The following is a 16,407-nucleotide window of genomic DNA, read 5'->3' as shown; positions in this document are numbered from 1 at the left end:
ATAGTCAGGTTATGCAAGAGGTCTAATATATTACTCGCTTAATTTTTATACCTTCCTGTACTAAATAATTATTCTTCATCTCTGGTAACGGTTATTTCTGAAGAAGTACCTCTTGCTTTGGTATTGGGATTATACATGGCCTCCGCATAAGGAGGAGGAACAATGTATTTGCCTATATTGGTTGCCTTAATTTTATAAACTAATTCTTTTGCAGTAGAATCCACGCCACCAAAGAAATTAACTCTGTCTTCTCGGACATCTGCGTAATCCATGTTATCGGCTTTTACTGACTCTCTGACTACTTCAAAACCACCTGGCAAGAGATCTTCGATAGCAATGTTGCTAAGATAATTATTATCTAGTGATCGAATTTGCAGATGTACCTCGATTTCTTCTCCCAAGGTAGCAGAATTAATGACATTTCCTTTTTCATCCCGATATTCTCTATAAAGTTCTATTCCTTGCTTTACAGTTTCATTAGGGATTGCCTTGTCAAATCCTGATTGAATTAATTGATAAAAGAATGTTTGCTTGTCAGGATTATTAAAGCGAATAGACTTGGCTGATTCATCGACAGACAACTTTTGATAATTGTTATTTTCAGCAGGTATTTCCTTTGTTTGGTTATTTGCCAATATTTCAGTGATAGATATCTTGGAGCTTGATTCTGTTAATTCATTTTGTGGAAAGGCAGCTAAAGCCAAACTGGTAAATCCTGATAAAACGGTATTGATTTCATCATTATTTATAGCTTGCACTAAATTCATTAATACATGGTCACTTACTTGTGGCAATAAATTGGGGAAATGCTTGGCAACCAAATAAAGATACTGAGCGTCAGCTATATTTCGGTCATAAAAGTCCGTTGCAAAAGTATTATTAGTTGACGGCTTGTACTGACCAATTAGTTGGTTTGCTTCATTGTAGCTTTTTAATAACTGGTAGGTAGAGGCAATATAAACTGCGGTGATGTCTTTTAACCAGCTTTTCGAGGCATCTTGTTGTAAGTATAATTGTAAGTTAGCCAGATAATTCGTAGTGACTAATTCATTACGAGTTAAAATATAAATGGCATATGCCTGAATTCTAGCTGTATAGGAATCTGTAGGGTTGTGGCTGGCAAGTTCCTTGAGGTAACTGATGCCATTATAAAACATCTCACCAGGCACGTTGAATCCTTGTGATCTTGCTTCAGTTAAAAAGTGCATAGCGTACACGGAAGCAAAACTATTTCCTGAATTATCACTTAATCCAGGCCAATAACTAAAACCCCCATTAGACATTTGTCTTTGACTTAACATTTGGATTGTGGCGTTAATTTTCTCATTAATTGGGCCGCTCTCCGAACCGAACCAAGGTTGACTATTCATAGCTATCAACGGTAAGGCTTTGCTTGTTAATTGTTCTGTGCATCCATAAGGAAAGTTATCCAAATATCGTTGCAATCCAAAGACAAGAACCAATGGACTGGTCGACATGGTACTATCTACCTTGCGATACTCCGGATATAGTGTTTGTATAATATCGAGTGACTTGTTGGTGTCTTGTGACTTTCCACTATTAACATAGGTTATAAATGGACTAGCAGGTCTAACACTTAGAGTAGCGTCCATCTTGCTCGATTTATCTCCTGCTTTAGCGGTTAAGGTAACCTTGGCAGATCCTAATAGAGGTTTGGCGCGTAATTTAAAATAAACAGTTTGTTCATTTCCCTCGCTTATTTCTAAAATCTGTTTTGTTGAACCAAGCACTTCAACTTCTGGAGAAGCTGTGAGCTCTACTTCAACTTGAGCATGTTCTCCTGAATCTTTGATATTGTTTGCAACACTGGAGGATATTTCAAATTCGTCCCCAGGTGCAACGAAAGTCGGTACATTAGGATTAATGATAAAATCTCCCCGAACTTCTGCTGAGACCTCACGTGACCCTACAGAGTCATTTGAAACTGCTATGGCTATTACTCGCAGGGTTCCATTAAAATAGTCTGGTACTTGGTACCTTAACTGCCTATCAGTACTGTCGGTGTCAAGAATACCTGACCAGTAAACAACTGGTAAATCGGTTTTTCTTTTAAATGGATTGAGGCGGCTGGATAAAGCCGCTTCGCCTTCATCGCCTCCGACTGCAGATATTTCTCTATCCTGGATAAATTTGGGTAAAATTTGATCTACAGTTTGTTGTGTTAATACTTCTAAAGCGTGTTTCTGGAAAAAGAAAGCCAGAGGATCAGGAGTCTCATAATTTGCTACCTGTAAAATGCCTTCATCGACTGCAAACACAATAATCTTCCCTGGTTTGTCTGTGTGATAGTCCATTACAAAAGGATCACCAGGACGTACCAATTTAGGGGTTTTCAGTTCAATTTTTATGTCATGTTTTTCATGGCTGACGGTAAAAGGGGTTACACTATAGCTTAAGGGGCTAATAAACAATTCAGGAGATTCCCAATCTCTAATAAAGGCCACATTCACATATCCATTTCCTTGGAAATCAGTAGGTATATGGATAGTTTGCACTGAATTTTTGGTTTCTGTTTTAAACCATTGCACTGCATAAACTTTGTCTCTTTCTATGGTGATTAAGCCAGAACCAGTGTAAGGAGCAGTGATTTGAATTTCAATATCCTCATTAGCCTGGTACTCTTCCTTATTCAATTTGATAGACAACTCTGCATTTTTAGCAAGAGGCGCTTGACTGGTGCCAACAATGCTGAATTTCAACTGACTAAGAACAGTATCATCCTTATCTAAGACGTTTAAAGAAAAATCACCAATGGTACTGGTAGGTAATGTATAGTTAGTACCAGATTCTGCTATCTCAAATGGTTTAGTACTAATTATTGTCGATTGAATAGTGGATTGATATTGATAAGTACCATCTGCTTTTTTAACCAGTGTCGTTACTGGATGTAAAGAGACCAATTGTAGTTTTAAATCCGTGACATCTTCTTTACTTAGTTGGGGATTAATCGCAATATAGTTAATATTTCTTACACTATTTTGCTTAATAAAATGTAAATCACCGTCCGATTTGTAACCAATGAAATAGAGTAATGGACTGACCAGTGTTTTGGTTTGAGTTGTGACACTTCTACCGCTGCCTGCTTCAAAACCTTCAGCAAAAAAAGTTAATTGATAAGTTGCTTTTTCAAATCGCTCGAGATTAAGGTTAAATTCGGCCTGTCCGCTCTCATTGGTAGTTGATTCCGTCAAGCTTTCCGTAAAAACTTTTGGAGGCTTTTTGGGATCATACAATGGATCTGCAAAAATATAATCGGGAAACTCATCAAATTGAACTTGCTGAGGAGTTAATAAAATCTTGGCACTGACCCTTCTGTTGGCAGCCGGAGCACCATATAAGTTCCAAAGATCTACTTTGGCTTTTAGGTCGGCAGGAGAACTCCATCCGTCAAAGGGTTTTGGTTCGAAGCTGGAAGTAATGCGCATTCTGTCAGGTTGAAACTCTGAAATACGAACACTAGTAGAACCAAGGAGATTTTGCGGATGATTATCCTTTACCAAATACAAATAAACCATGTATTGGCCAGTAGGAGAATTGGCATTTGTGGTAAAATCAAGCTCCATATAACCAGTATCATTTAAAGTAATTTTTTGATCTATTATAGTGGTACCTCTGGCATCAACAACAGTAGCTTGCAAAGGCAGTCCCGCAGGCTGAGCTTCTGCGAAGGCTTGTTTTACAATCATTCCAATATGTGCCGTGTCTCCCGGTTTGTATATGCCTCTGTCAGAAAATAAATACGCTGTTAAACTTTGCAGATCTTGGTTATTAGTATAGATGCCGCCAATATCGAATTTTGAGAAATTCAATTGTCGGTTGTAATTATTGAATGGAATAAAAGACACATCATTATTTAGGCGAGCCAGATATACGGTGGGTTCTTTGTCTTCAGTAAAATCTTTCAGGTTAGGGAAGCTGGCTCGGCCTTGGGCATCGGTAATGCGAGATAAAATAGGTAACCCATTTTTTCCAAGTACTGTAACAGTAGTGCCGGCAACCGGGATTCCTTGAGTGATGGAATTAATAAATACATCATGACTACCGTCGTTATTATCTTTTACTAACATCCCTAAATCGGTAATTAATATTAGGCGGGTGGTTTTGACATCCAGGGAATATTGATTGACTACATCCCAGCCTGTGGCTTGCAATAAAAAGAGTCCTTGGGGCCCTGAGACATTTGCTTCAGATGCTAAATATTTGCCTAGATCAAGAGCAGTATATTGTTGCCTGGTTAGATCGCTGGTGTCATATTGCTGAATTTCGGAAAAAATTTGGCTGATATTTTGCTGGTTAAAAGACGGATTAATAAAATAGGGGTTACTAAAATCCCCTTGAGTTTGAGTAACCAGTTGATTGATATCGTTGGGTAATACACGAGCAAATTCATACTTAACTGCTGGCACACCGCGGATAAGTACGGACAATTTTTTTTCACCACCCAGTGCCAATAATGCTCCTTTATGCAAGAAGCTAATTTCTTTTGGGTATTCCGGAACAGGAACAATCGCAGCATAATCATTGCTTAGAGTAAATCCGCCAAATCCTTTCATTCCTTTATCCATTTTGACATAAAGGTATCGAGGTGTTTGTGCTTTAAATTTGAAGCTGTGAAGGGTAGCATAATTTTGTTCTGAGGGTATTGCTTCCTTGGCTAATGGTGTGGCCAGGGAAAGAATGTTATTCGTTACTTCCCCGGGATTTTGCCATCCGTAATTGGGTTTTGCAGGCTCGGCAGCCGTAGCGGGGTAATCTTGTGGAAGCAAATAGACATGTATTGATTTATTAAATTCACTTTCACTTACTCCCAAGCTTGTTTCAATTGCAAGAACTTGTTCTGGCCTGTCTTTGTCATTTCGGATAATGTTAGCCGCTGTTGAAACAACCTTAAGAAAATTACTGGCGTCTGGTATAAGTAAATTCTTGGTGATTTGTTGTCCAAGATCCGAAGAGTCAGTTGAGGAGCTCACATTTTTATTCAGTGTTAATAGTAAATAGCGGGATACATCTTTTATTTTAATGTTCGCAGAATGAAGATAAGCGATTCGTTTGTGATTATCATAAGTATAAGAAAATGGAACGGATTCTGCGTTAAGATTGATTTTCCCATCTTTTATTGTTTGAAATATTAAAGAGGTGTTTTTTTCAAGATTATCAGTGTTTACCGGGTAGTTGAACTGGATCGTTGCTACTGCGTATCTTGTCTCTGAATTAACTGGATCCTGGTAAAATTTGAATTCATTAATAGTTGCCTGAAACGGTTTTGTTGTAAAAGATAAATCATAACTATCAATATTGGTATTGGGAGCAAAAAAATTTTCAGCAAAATGAATGTGGTATTTTTGTCCTGCAGGCCAGTCTTCCGCAGGAATAAAAACTAATTGGCTATCACTATTCCAACTCCATTTGCCAGTAATTTCAGGAGTCATTTCGATCCCTTCATCAATCTCTTTGCCAATTAAATTAATTGGTGCTACAGATTGCGGCATAAATTCATTATTTTTGATGCCAAAATCAATAATTAAATTATTAGGAACAAGATTTTCTTCATTAGGAGTGATATCAGGTGTTGTAATGGAGGCAGTGATATAAACTGGTTTAGGTAAGTTATTATACCAATAAGCACCATACGCTCCGGCACCTAACAGTGCAATAAATAATAAAGTGGCGCCCCAGAATACTTTGGGAGAGCTCTTCGATTTTTGCTCTAGATATTTTAACCATGGAGGACTATTCCATTTTACTTTACCAAAAAGGCCTGAAAATACCGAACACAATACATTCATTATGTATGAAAGTGGTTTTTTGTTCATGGTGATATGGAATCCTGGTTGGTCTATGTTATTTTTTAATTATTAGGTTAAGAAACTAATTAGGAGTGTCAGGCTCTGCTGATTCGGCAAAATCCAATACCCCCAGAAAGAATTCTACTTAATTTGTAATTACTAATCAGTATTTAGTCAATTCTAATGCATTTAAACATTAATTTGAATATAATTTAAACTCATGTATAGCTCCTGCTCTGACTAATGAGAAAAGTAATAAAGTATATAAGCATAATCCTAGTCTCGCTCTTTGTCAGTGGGTTTTTGTTAATATTTTTTTCGCCAAAACCTTCTTTATTAGAAGAATTCAATTTTTCCACTGCAATTTATGATAATAACCACCAATTATTAAGATTAATTTTAAGCAAGGATGATAAATACAGGTTATATGTTCCCTTGTCTCAAATGTCTAAAGAGTTAATTGAAGCAACTCTTTTGCAAGAAGATCAATACTTCTACTGGCATAATGGAGTGAATCCTTTCTCCATGGTAAAAGCGATTTGGCAGACTTATATAGTCAAATCTCGCAGGATTGGTGCTTCTACAATTACGATGCAAGTGGCGCGAATTCGTTTTGGAATTAATTCGAAAAAAATTTCTGGAAAATTGTGGCAAGTCATTAGGGCATGGCAGTTGGAACGGCACTATAGTAAGAAAGAAATTCTTGAAGCTTATTTAAATTTGGCCCCATATGGAGGAAACATTGAAGGAGCCGGAGCAGCGAGCTTAATTTATTTTAATAAATCAGTAAATAAACTCACCTTACCTGAGGCGATCACTCTAAGTATAATCCCACAAAATCCTGGTAAAAGAACTTCAAAAAATGTTGAATTAAAAAAAATAAGAAATCATTTATTTGATAGATGGCTAGAACAACATCCTGAAGATAAAGAGAAACAAGCAATGTTTGAGTTACCATTGGTCATGCATGGTACTCAAAATTTACCCTTTCTTACTCCTCATTTTGTAAATATGGTATTGAGTGATAATTCAACACGGTCTCAAAGTATTCAAACCAGTTTGGATTACAGACTTCAATTGATTGTCGAACGCATTACAAAACATTATTTAGCACGAAAAAAAATTTTTGGAGTTAATAATGCTGCAATATTGCTTGTTGATACTCGTGATATGGGGGTTAAGGCGTTAATTGGTTCTGCTGATTTTTTTAATAAAAGCATTAGTGGCCAAATTAATGGTGTAGAAACAAAACGATCACCAGGATCGACTTTGAAGCCATTTATATATGGATTGGCTCTTGATCAAGGTTTAATTCACCCAAATACTGTTTTAAAGGATGTACCACAAAGTTTTAATGGTTATAACCCTGAAAATTTTGATTATGATTTTATGGGACCAATCAAAGCGAAGGATGCCTTGGTACTCAGTCGTAATATTCCTGCTATTGAGCTTTCGAGTCAACTAACCAACCCGACATTACATCAGATGTTAGAACGAGCGCAAGTGAGTCATTTGCGTTCAGAGTCTTATTATGGTTTGTCCCTTAATCTGGGGGGAGTTGAGCTAACCATGAAAGAGCTGGTTAGCTTATATGCTGCGCTGGCTAATGATGGGGTTTGGTATCCAGTGAACTTATTAAAAGGAGAACAAAAGCACAAAGGACATCGTTTGCTTAGTACTGAGGCAAGTTTTTTAGTTTTTGATATGTTAAAAAATACCCCTATTAAAGAGTTGAATAGTAGTGGGGTATTGCAATTACCAATCGCTTGGAAAACAGGGACCTCATCTGGGTATCGAGATGCATGGGCAATTGGTTCTTTTGGTCCTTATGTTTTAGCTGTATGGATAGGAAACTTTGATAATCGGGCGAATCCTGCTTTTATAGGTAAGGAAATTGCAGCTCCTTTGTTTTTTGAACTGCTTGATGCAATAAAGCATGAAAGAGGGCCCATACCTCAGATTGAGAAACATCCAGAGCATATGAATTTGGAGAAAATTGCAGTATGCAAAGCATCAGGAATGCTGCCAGGACGATATTGTACTGATACAGAATGGACCTGGTTTATTCCTGGGAAATCTCCTATAAAAACAGACACTATTTTTCGAGAAGTAGCAATCAATAATAAAACCGGGCTTCGCACATGCCACATAGATGAAGACACTCGCTTTGAAGTGTTTGAGTTTTGGCCATCGGATTTGTTGAAAATATTTAAGAGAGCTGGAATTCAAAGACATACCCCTCCGTTTTTTGAACCAGACTGTGCTTTGTCAGGAAATGGGGGTATTAATCCACAAATTATATCTCCACAGGCAGGGGTCAGTTATATCGTTCATGCTAATAATCAATCAAACAAGGTAATCCCGTTAACTGCAGTTACAGATGCTGGGATTGCACATATATATTGGTTTATCAATGAAAGTTTTGTTGCAGAAACAAAACCAGACCAGCCTTATCTTTGGCGGGCCAAGCCAGGCAAATATGTTGTGAGAGTAGTGGATGATCATGGTTTATCTGATGCACGCGATATTACTGTCCAGCTACTTGGTTAAATAAGGAATCATTTCTTGAGTCATCCCGAACAAAATTGTTCGGGATGACTGTATCTGAATAGAGTTTTGAGTTCTATTGAAGTTAAAAATTTCGTGGGAATCTATCAGAGTCCGAATGTAGTGAGTGATCCTCTGATTTGATCACAGTGGCATAATCAGTAGTTTCCTCACTATATTTGGGTATCAATTAAATCGAATTCTGATGCTGGTGGTCTTCAAGATCTTCTTCCTCGTTCTCTTCTGCATTCCGATGCTGGCCACTTTCAAGATCTTCTTCGTCTTTTTCTTCCTCATCCTCTTCTGCCATTTTGGCTTGTGGATCTACATAAGAATCTTTGGAAAATTCACTAGGTGCCCATCCAACTAATAGAGTGCCTCGATATAATAATTGTAATAAAAAAATTGCCTTGCATAGGTCGGCATCAGTGAATTCCTCACACTCTGTTCCAGTAAAGAGCAACGCGATACTAAGTCCCATTTGTGATGCGGCTATACTTGCTTGCAAAATGTGGATTAGTTTTTCAGGTATATGAGTATCTGATCTGAATAAGGAGTAAAAGGAGATTAAAGTTTGAGCAAGTTTAGTGGGAATTGAAGCAGCGGGATTAAATGCTTCAAGAGTTGTTCCCAAAACCTCTGATGCGGCACTGCTTCGTTCGGCATTACGATGCCCAGTTGATGAAGAATAGGGGGTTCGCATTGCCATACCAGATAAACACTTACAAAAAGACTCAAACATAATGTATCCTTACAATAACCTAATTCATAATGGAGTAAATAAAAGAGGGCACGTTAACAGACAAAACATGATATTGCCAGTATTTCCTATATGATTAAGTTTAAATCTAAATGTCCTTGTTACAAAATGTTTTTAATTTACTCATTTGGTTTGTCTAAATCTCTTAGTTAAAAATCGTTTTTGGCCTCGACATTAGGATTTTGTATAAATCCTGTCTCATTGAATGATTTTTTAATTAAGGTTTTATTAATTGTCAGTACCAGATAATACTAGTCAATAGAGTTCTGTACTTTGATATGGCATTTTGTTTTCATATTTCAATGTTAATTTTCAGCTAAATTAGCCTTTCCAAAACGTCTAGCAATTTTAGGTTGTTCAATAAACACAAGCTTGCTTACGTAAATGGTTGCAATCAATTGAATGCATCCCATTACAATAAACAGCGTTTCAAATGAGGCATTAGCGATAATTAGACCGCCGCATAGCAAAGCAATTCCGGTATAAATGCTTGATAAGCCGTTTGCCAGACCCCATGTTAACCCTTCATGAGTTTTATCTTCATAGCGAGCATACAGGGCATACCAGGTGGTAGTCGAAAGGCCACCAGATATTCCCAAACCAATTTGCAATAAAGCCAATTGTTTTTTACTGGCTACAAGTATGTAACAAAAAGTAAAAATAGTCTGGAGTGCATACCCAAGCACTAATAACTTTTCCTTATAGATAAAATCAGAAATATATCCCAAGCCAATGACCACGATTCCTACTGAAATCAAATACAAAGACCATACCCAGGAAATGTCCAAGGGTGATGAATGAAATCTTTCGCAAAAAACACCAAAAAGAGGGCCTAACATCCCTTCGGAAAGATACCATAGATTATTAGCAAATAATAAAGTACGTTCTTTTTTATTAAACATTATTCAACATTCAAATTAAATTGGATCATGATTAACATACAAGGATAAATGTTTTTTTTATATAGGTTTAAGAAATTTAATTTTAAGCGTGATATTACAATCTGTTTACTAATGTCTTAAAATATAATCCTGAGTTTTTTTGATGCTTGGGTATCATTTAATTAGGCCAAAATTTTTTGGTAAGATATGCCGGCTTCATTGACAGAATACTGGTTTTAAAGAATAGATTAACCTATAAGCTGGCCATGAATACTATTCCCTTACAATCCAAGCGCATTTTATCTCTTGATGTATTTCGCGGAATCACTATTGTCTTAATGATCTTGGTAAACGGGCAGGCCGCTCTAAATCCATATCCTATTCTTGAACATGCTGATTGGAATGGGTGTACACTGGCAGACTTGGTTTTCCCATTTTTTTTATTTATTGTGGGTTTAACCAGTGTGGTCAGCCTAAAAAAACATATAGGCCTAAAAACAAAATCTGCACTGTATTCCTCAATAATTGAGAGAAGTGTTGTTTTGTTTCTCTTGGGATTATTTTTAAATATTTTTCCATACCCAATCGATTTTGGTAGTCTAAGAATATACGGTATTTTACAACGTATAGCGGTTTGTTATTTAATTTCCACCTTAATTTATCTGAATACTACTATCAGGACACAATTATTTATTTTTCTGGTTCTATTATTTGGATACTGGATTCTTATGACTTTGATACCCGTTCCAGGTTATGGTGCTAATCAATTGACTAAAGAAGGAAATTGGGTTGCCTATTTTGATCAATTGCTTTTTTCGGTGCCTCATTTGTATGAAAAAACCTATGATCCTGAGGGATTTTTAAGTACTTTTACTTCTATTGCGACTACTTTATCTGGCGTCTTAACTGGTAGTTTCTTATTAAGCTCATTTAATCAATCTAAAAAATTGTATCTAATAGTACTTATTGGATTCCTATTTTCATTATTAGGCTGGCTTTGGGGTAGTAGTTTTCCTATTAATAAAAATTTATGGACCAGTTCATTCGTGCTTTGGACCAGCGGTTTGGCTTTGCTTGTCTTTGCATTTTGTTATTTGATGATTGATATATTAAATATTAAAAAATGGTCATGGTTTTTTAAAATATTTGGTATGAATGCATTGTTTGCATTTGTATTTCATGTCCTTCTTATAAAGCTGCAATATGCTCTCAAAATTACCTTGAGTGATGGTTCTAGAGTGGCACTCATATCTTTTATTAAGGATTATTTTTTTGGAGAGTTTAGTAGTCCTGATGCGGCATTATTATATTCTATTTGTTTTCTTTTCTTAAACTTCCTGGTCGTTTTGACTTTGTACAAACGTAATATTTTTATTCGCCTATAAGAGGTTGGTCCGCGCAGTTTGCTCGACACCAACCTATATTATTGCCGGTGTTTTAGTGAAGACCAACGCTATGGTTTGATAAAGGCGTCGAGTGTTCCTTATCTTCGCCATTCTTATTCTTTGATAGGGTAGAAAACAACTTGGCACTCTTGATTGTCGGACTTACATTTAAATCATCAGAAATTCCCTTTTCTTTCTGATTTGCAACATCGGTTGATAGTTTATGACTGCTCGATTCACTGGAATTATTTTCCCCAAGAATCATCTTAATAAGGCTTTGATTTCTAAAATTGAGATCGATGGATTCTAGACTATTACTAGAGTCCAAAGCATATTGCAGCATTAGGTACTGTGCCAATGTAATATCCTGATTAAATTTTAATTCTTTTAACTGACATTGCGGATCAAGTAAGAAATTGCATAAGAGCTTGATCGTCTCATTAGATGGGTTGTATCGACAGGTATTGGAAATCGAGATGGAAGTTATATTTTTGTTGGTTTTAACTAGATTAATGATGGCTTTTAGTCCCTCATCTTCAATATAGTTATCATCCAGTACTAATTCCTCAAGATGAGTATTGGAAGCCAAGGCTTTGGCAATTTTTATCGCATCTCCCTCCATGTAGGCATTTTTGGACAGATCAAGTTCTTTCAGAGTTTCAGGATTACTGACTAAAAACTCACATAAATCATCAATGTTATGTAGACTTAAATTATTTTCAATTAATACAAGACTATTCAATTTTGTACATGATGTTAACCAGCTAAGAATTTGTGGGGAGTTAATCTGTCCAATATTAGTTTTACCAAGTATGAATGTGTCTAACGAGCGGTTGGCTTTCATGATTTGATCTAAAAGTGGTAAATCACTTTTATCTAACAACATGTCGTCAATTGCCAACATTTTCAAGGCAGAGGCTTGAGGCAAATACTTCAATACATCTCTACCGAATGTAAGACCACGAAGCATTAGGAAGCGTAGGGATTGATTAGGTTGTTTATTGTTAAAAAGAGGTATTTGTGCTCCTTTGTCAACCGATAGTGCTAAATTTAAATAAGTAAGTGGGGATTTATTTACCGCACGGGTTAATCCACGGATATGCTTGTTATCAAGAGGAGTGCCCAGAGGGAGTAAATCTATAGTTAATTTATTTAATGCTGGTTTATTATCCAGCATAGAAATAAATGCATTATTTACTCGTGTTGCTATCTTTTTTAATCGGTACTCATCTATAAAATCAAATAAACCAATTGGTAGTTTATCTTTAAAATAAAAATCAAAATTAAGAGTTGCTTCAAACACCAGTTTTTTCAGCAGGGGATTTTGCGCAACGACCTGGCCTAAACTCTCTAATGCTTCTGAGTTTTCTTTAGTAACTGTCATTGACAAGTCAAGATCTGTCACTGGAGTAATTTTTAAATATTCGCTTAAAAATATCACATCTTCATAGGATAGGGGATCAATTAAATCCAAAGCTCTGATAGAAAATTCCCCATTTTTTGTAGCGTTGATGCACTTTGCAAGTGATAAGGTTAGCATAATTACTCCTCAAGTCCTTTTGAAAGAAAATAATAATGATCCCGTCTATCTTCTACTTCAGATATCTGAATGTAAAGAGTTGATTATAAATTTCAGTAAATTTGTCACTTATAGACGTTGATAGCTATTTTACTAGATGGATCAAGCATTTCATCGATTGCAATGGATGGATTCAAATTAAGCGATAATTAGAATGCGCTAGTCATACATAGACTTTTATTCCAGGCTATCTCTTGCTTCTAACAAGTCTTTTAATGGTTTGGGTAATCTGGATCGAAGAATATTAGTTAATTTGGCTTCATTTTTTTGCCAAATTATACCTAAATAGATGATACCAAAACCTATCGCAGTTAAAGCAACAGGGAAGAAAAAGCTTAGCTTAAATACTTGGAATGCCAAATAACCCAGATAATATGAGCATCCTAATGCCCCAAAAATAACAAATACTTTTCTGTTTAAAATAACCCCTACCAGGATCATGAGAAGATTAATACACATATAAATAAATTTGGACAATTCACTATCTGAGGATTGACAACTTAGGCCAAACCAAAAAGCCATGACACCGAATATATACAGCCAGAAAGCATAGTCGGCAGACTGACTTGAACGGACATCTACCCAAAAAGCAATAAATATAGTAATTAGTCCAAAATACATGGAAACCATTGCTCTGAGTTCAAAATCGAATTGACCATCACTAATCATAGCGGTTATATCCATAGACATATACCAAAGGGTGATTGCAATTGGCATGATCATAAAGGGGTATCGGTATAGCCAGGCCAGGATAATACCTACCATAAGAGTCCCCAATTCCATGAAGATCCAATTCCATTTGATGTAAACATGATACTCATGATAAACCGTGTTATCTGGCCACCACCCCATTCCTTGCTGTAAACCGTAAATTGCCAAAGGAGTAAGACAGATGACAAAAGTAGCGCAAATACCGGCTGGAATGGTGTATCCTTTGTTATCGAATTGATGACACAAAGCTAAACCAAGTATGGCATAACAAGTTGAGAGATAAAAAATACCCCATCCACCGAATAGTTCCCATCCCAGATTCATAAATAAAGTCATTGCTCCAATAGCAATGAGTCCACCAAAGTAATAAAGCACATTGGTTAAGTTAAATCCAGGGGTTTGTTCAGGAAGGTTTTTTACAAATTCAATAAGATCCTTGGCTTGTTTTTCTGTAATTATCTTAGCTTCAACCGCTTTAGTAATCATATTCCGTGTTAATTTCATCATCATCTCCGATGAATTATGAATTCCTTCTCAATTTGGTATCATACTTGCTATTTGATAAGCATTAATATTTTGATTATAGCTGAGCGCATGACATTTTTTTGATATATTAGAGAGAAATTTATTGTAATTCGAATGATTTTGATTTTGCCCAAAATGGTATGAAGGTCATTATTATTAAGAAAAGTCCTCCTACTAGTGCATAAGCTATTTTAGAGTTAATTTCAATTGATGGTGGTGGAGTTAAACTGACAATGAGTGTTACACAACTTCCAACTAGCCCCAGATAGGCTGGGACACTAATATTTAACCTATTCATGAATGGCTTGGAGTACACTATTTTGAGTGCACTAATAAAAAGCAAGAGATACATTAATAAGTTAATTTGTGTAGCAGCATTAAGCATAATCCAGTAAGAAGCATTAATTGAAGGGATAATAAGAAATAAAGTGCTGATAAAAGACACACAAATAGCTTGTAAAATTAATAGCTTGGCAGGCGCATTATTTTTATTAACTTGATTGAATTGTTTACTTAAAAATCCTTCCCCTGCAGCAAATCCTAATCCTTTTATAGGTGCAATAAGCCAGTTGTTTGCGGCACCTATACAGCCTATCGCGATTAATCCATTAATGATAAAAGCAAAATGTCCATAACCCATTTTAGTGAAGAATAATTGAATAAGTTGGGGGATGCTACTGATAAAACTTAACTGTTGAGGTGGAATGATCATGGCCAATATTATTGAGCCAAATAGCATAGTTAGAAATATTAAAATAACAGAGATGATAATTGCTTTAGGGAATGCTCCATGTTGACTTTCCCTGGCGTGTACAGCTGCTAATTCAATACCACAAAATGACAGAATGATTGCAGTCAGCGATGTCCATGAATAGGGCTCCGCTTGTGGCAGAATAGTTTCATTAGGTTTTATTTGGGTATCCCACCAGTATAATCCCATTAGCATAATAATAGTAAATGGGACAATTAATCCTGTGATAGAGCAATAGGAATTAAAGCGGCTTGAGAATTGAATACCTTGTAAATTAATCCAGGTCAATCCCCAAATCAGGAAAATAATAATTAAAAAAAGTAAATTTTTGTTTTGAACCAAATCAGGGGACATTGAGTAAAGAAGTGTTCCTGCAATAAAACTAAGTAAGGTGGGATAAATTAAAATATTCTGAATACACTGAAACCAAATGGCGATAAACGCCCAATGAGTTCCTAACCCTTTTTTTACCCAACCATAAACCCCTTGTTCGGATTGTTTAGAGAACCAGGCTGCTATAATGGCGCAAGGGAGAAGAAAAAAAAGTAAGGCTAAGGTAAAGTAATAAAACAGTTGGTTTCCTGCCAGTGCTGCCGCTGGCAAGTTTCTAATACTGTCAACAGAACAAACTGTGATCAGGGTAAGGCTGAAAACGGATAAGTGTCTTTTCATTAAAATCTCAAAGACAAACAACTTAAACCACCATCTATTTTTTGAAATTCGCTAACATCCAGTTCTGTGATTGAAAAACCCAATTGAGTCAAATCATTGCTTATTTTAGGGTATCCTTTAGGTAATAAAACTGTCCCATTAATCATAATGCAATTCGCGGCATAAGATTCTTCAGGAGTTACCACGATTTGCTTTAGATGATTAAAAGCTTGATGATTGATTAGTTCTCCACTAACCAATACATGGTCATTGTCCAGGTAGCTGACTCCTGTTTTAAGATGAAGAAATTTTTTTAAGTGTATGATCGAAGCGGTGTATCCATGTTGATTAAGCCAATGCATTAACTGCGCAGCCCCATCTTTATTAGTTCTTTTAGAGAGACCAATAAAGAAATGATTGTCTACTCTGAGCACATCTCCGGCTTCAAGTGTACCTGGCAGGGTTATTCTAAGTGTCTTGTCTTTAAAGAATGTTTGAATGGCTTGTTCAATTTCCTGAACTTCACCTAATCTGGATTCAGCGCCTGGGTGTGTCAATACAGCAAATTGTTCAGTTAATAAGGATACATCTTCTACAAAACAGGAATCAGGGAATTGTTCAAGGGGGGGAAGTACTGTCACTTCCAGTCCGCATTTGGATAAGGCATTAATATAATTTTGATGTTGCACTAATGCTAATTCATAATCAGGTTTTCTGAAATCAGTTGATGTAGTTAACCCATTGATCATTGTGGAAGAAGGGGTTCTAACGATAGCATTTTTAAACATTAATCAGGTCCTTAATGAAACT

Annotated in this window: 9 protein-coding genes; 2 read left to right on the top strand and 7 right to left on the bottom strand. The window is 36.1% G+C overall.

Annotated features, from left to right (window positions below; genetic code table 11):
• Nucleotides 1-68: 68 nt before the first annotated feature.
• Nucleotides 69-5,834, bottom strand: coding sequence for an alpha-2-macroglobulin (locus tag ACZ5EK_RS08725; RefSeq protein WP_464429123.1), 5,766 nt, complete (start codon nucleotides 5,832-5,834; stop codon nucleotides 69-71).
• A gap of 216 nt (nucleotides 5,835-6,050) precedes the next feature.
• On the opposite strand from ACZ5EK_RS08725, the gene pbpC reads away from it, so the two are divergent.
• Nucleotides 6,051-8,357 (top strand): penicillin-binding protein 1C, encoded by a 2,307-nt coding sequence (pbpC, locus tag ACZ5EK_RS08720; protein ID WP_464429121.1) that lies wholly within the window; start codon nucleotides 6,051-6,053, stop codon nucleotides 8,355-8,357.
• 187 nt (nucleotides 8,358-8,544) lie between these two features.
• Here pbpC and ACZ5EK_RS08715 read toward each other — a convergent pair whose 3' ends face one another.
• Both ACZ5EK_RS08715 and ACZ5EK_RS08710 read right to left on the bottom strand, forming a co-directional pair.
• Nucleotides 8,545-9,096 (bottom strand): hypothetical protein, encoded by a 552-nt coding sequence (locus tag ACZ5EK_RS08715; protein WP_464429119.1) that lies wholly within the window; start codon nucleotides 9,094-9,096, stop codon nucleotides 8,545-8,547.
• Between the two features lie 323 nt (nucleotides 9,097-9,419).
• Nucleotides 9,420-10,016, bottom strand: a complete 597-nt coding sequence (locus tag ACZ5EK_RS08710) for an MFS transporter (protein ID WP_464429117.1) — start codon at nucleotides 10,014-10,016, stop codon at nucleotides 9,420-9,422.
• Nucleotides 10,017-10,261: 245 nt separating this feature from the next.
• Here ACZ5EK_RS08710 and ACZ5EK_RS08705 point away from each other — a divergent pair, with 245 nt between their 5' ends.
• Nucleotides 10,262-11,380 (top strand): acyltransferase family protein, encoded by a 1,119-nt coding sequence (locus ACZ5EK_RS08705; RefSeq protein WP_464429115.1) that lies wholly within the window; start codon nucleotides 10,262-10,264, stop codon nucleotides 11,378-11,380.
• Nucleotides 11,381-11,432: 52 nt separating this feature from the next.
• Here ACZ5EK_RS08705 and ACZ5EK_RS08700 read toward each other — a convergent pair whose 3' ends face one another.
• The 4 genes from ACZ5EK_RS08700 to ACZ5EK_RS08685 form a co-directional block, all read right to left on the bottom strand.
• The gene (locus tag ACZ5EK_RS08700; RefSeq protein WP_464429114.1) at nucleotides 11,433-12,920 is read right to left on the bottom strand and encodes a leucine-rich repeat domain-containing protein; all 1,488 of its coding nucleotides are present in this window, start codon (nucleotides 12,918-12,920) and stop codon (nucleotides 11,433-11,435) included.
• A gap of 216 nt (nucleotides 12,921-13,136) precedes the next feature.
• Complete coding sequence (locus ACZ5EK_RS08695; protein ID WP_464429113.1) at nucleotides 13,137-14,174, bottom strand: DUF2157 domain-containing protein; 1,038 nt, start codon at nucleotides 14,172-14,174, stop codon at nucleotides 13,137-13,139.
• A 121-nt stretch (nucleotides 14,175-14,295) separates the two neighbouring features.
• On the bottom strand, nucleotides 14,296-15,618 hold the full coding sequence (locus ACZ5EK_RS08690; protein ID WP_464429111.1) for an APC family permease: 1,323 nt from the start codon (nucleotides 15,616-15,618) through the stop codon (nucleotides 14,296-14,298).
• Entirely contained in the window at nucleotides 15,618-16,385 is a 768-nt protein-coding gene (locus ACZ5EK_RS08685) for a dimethylarginine dimethylaminohydrolase family protein (protein WP_464429109.1), read from the bottom strand. Before ACZ5EK_RS08685 ends, ACZ5EK_RS08690 begins: the two co-directional genes overlap by 1 nt.
• Nucleotides 16,386-16,407 lie beyond the last annotated feature (22 nt).

It is taken from the genome of Legionella sp. JM-2024, assembly GCF_055389095.1.
Note: the sequence above shows the minus strand (reverse complement) of the source record. Positions and strands in the feature narration are given on the sequence as shown.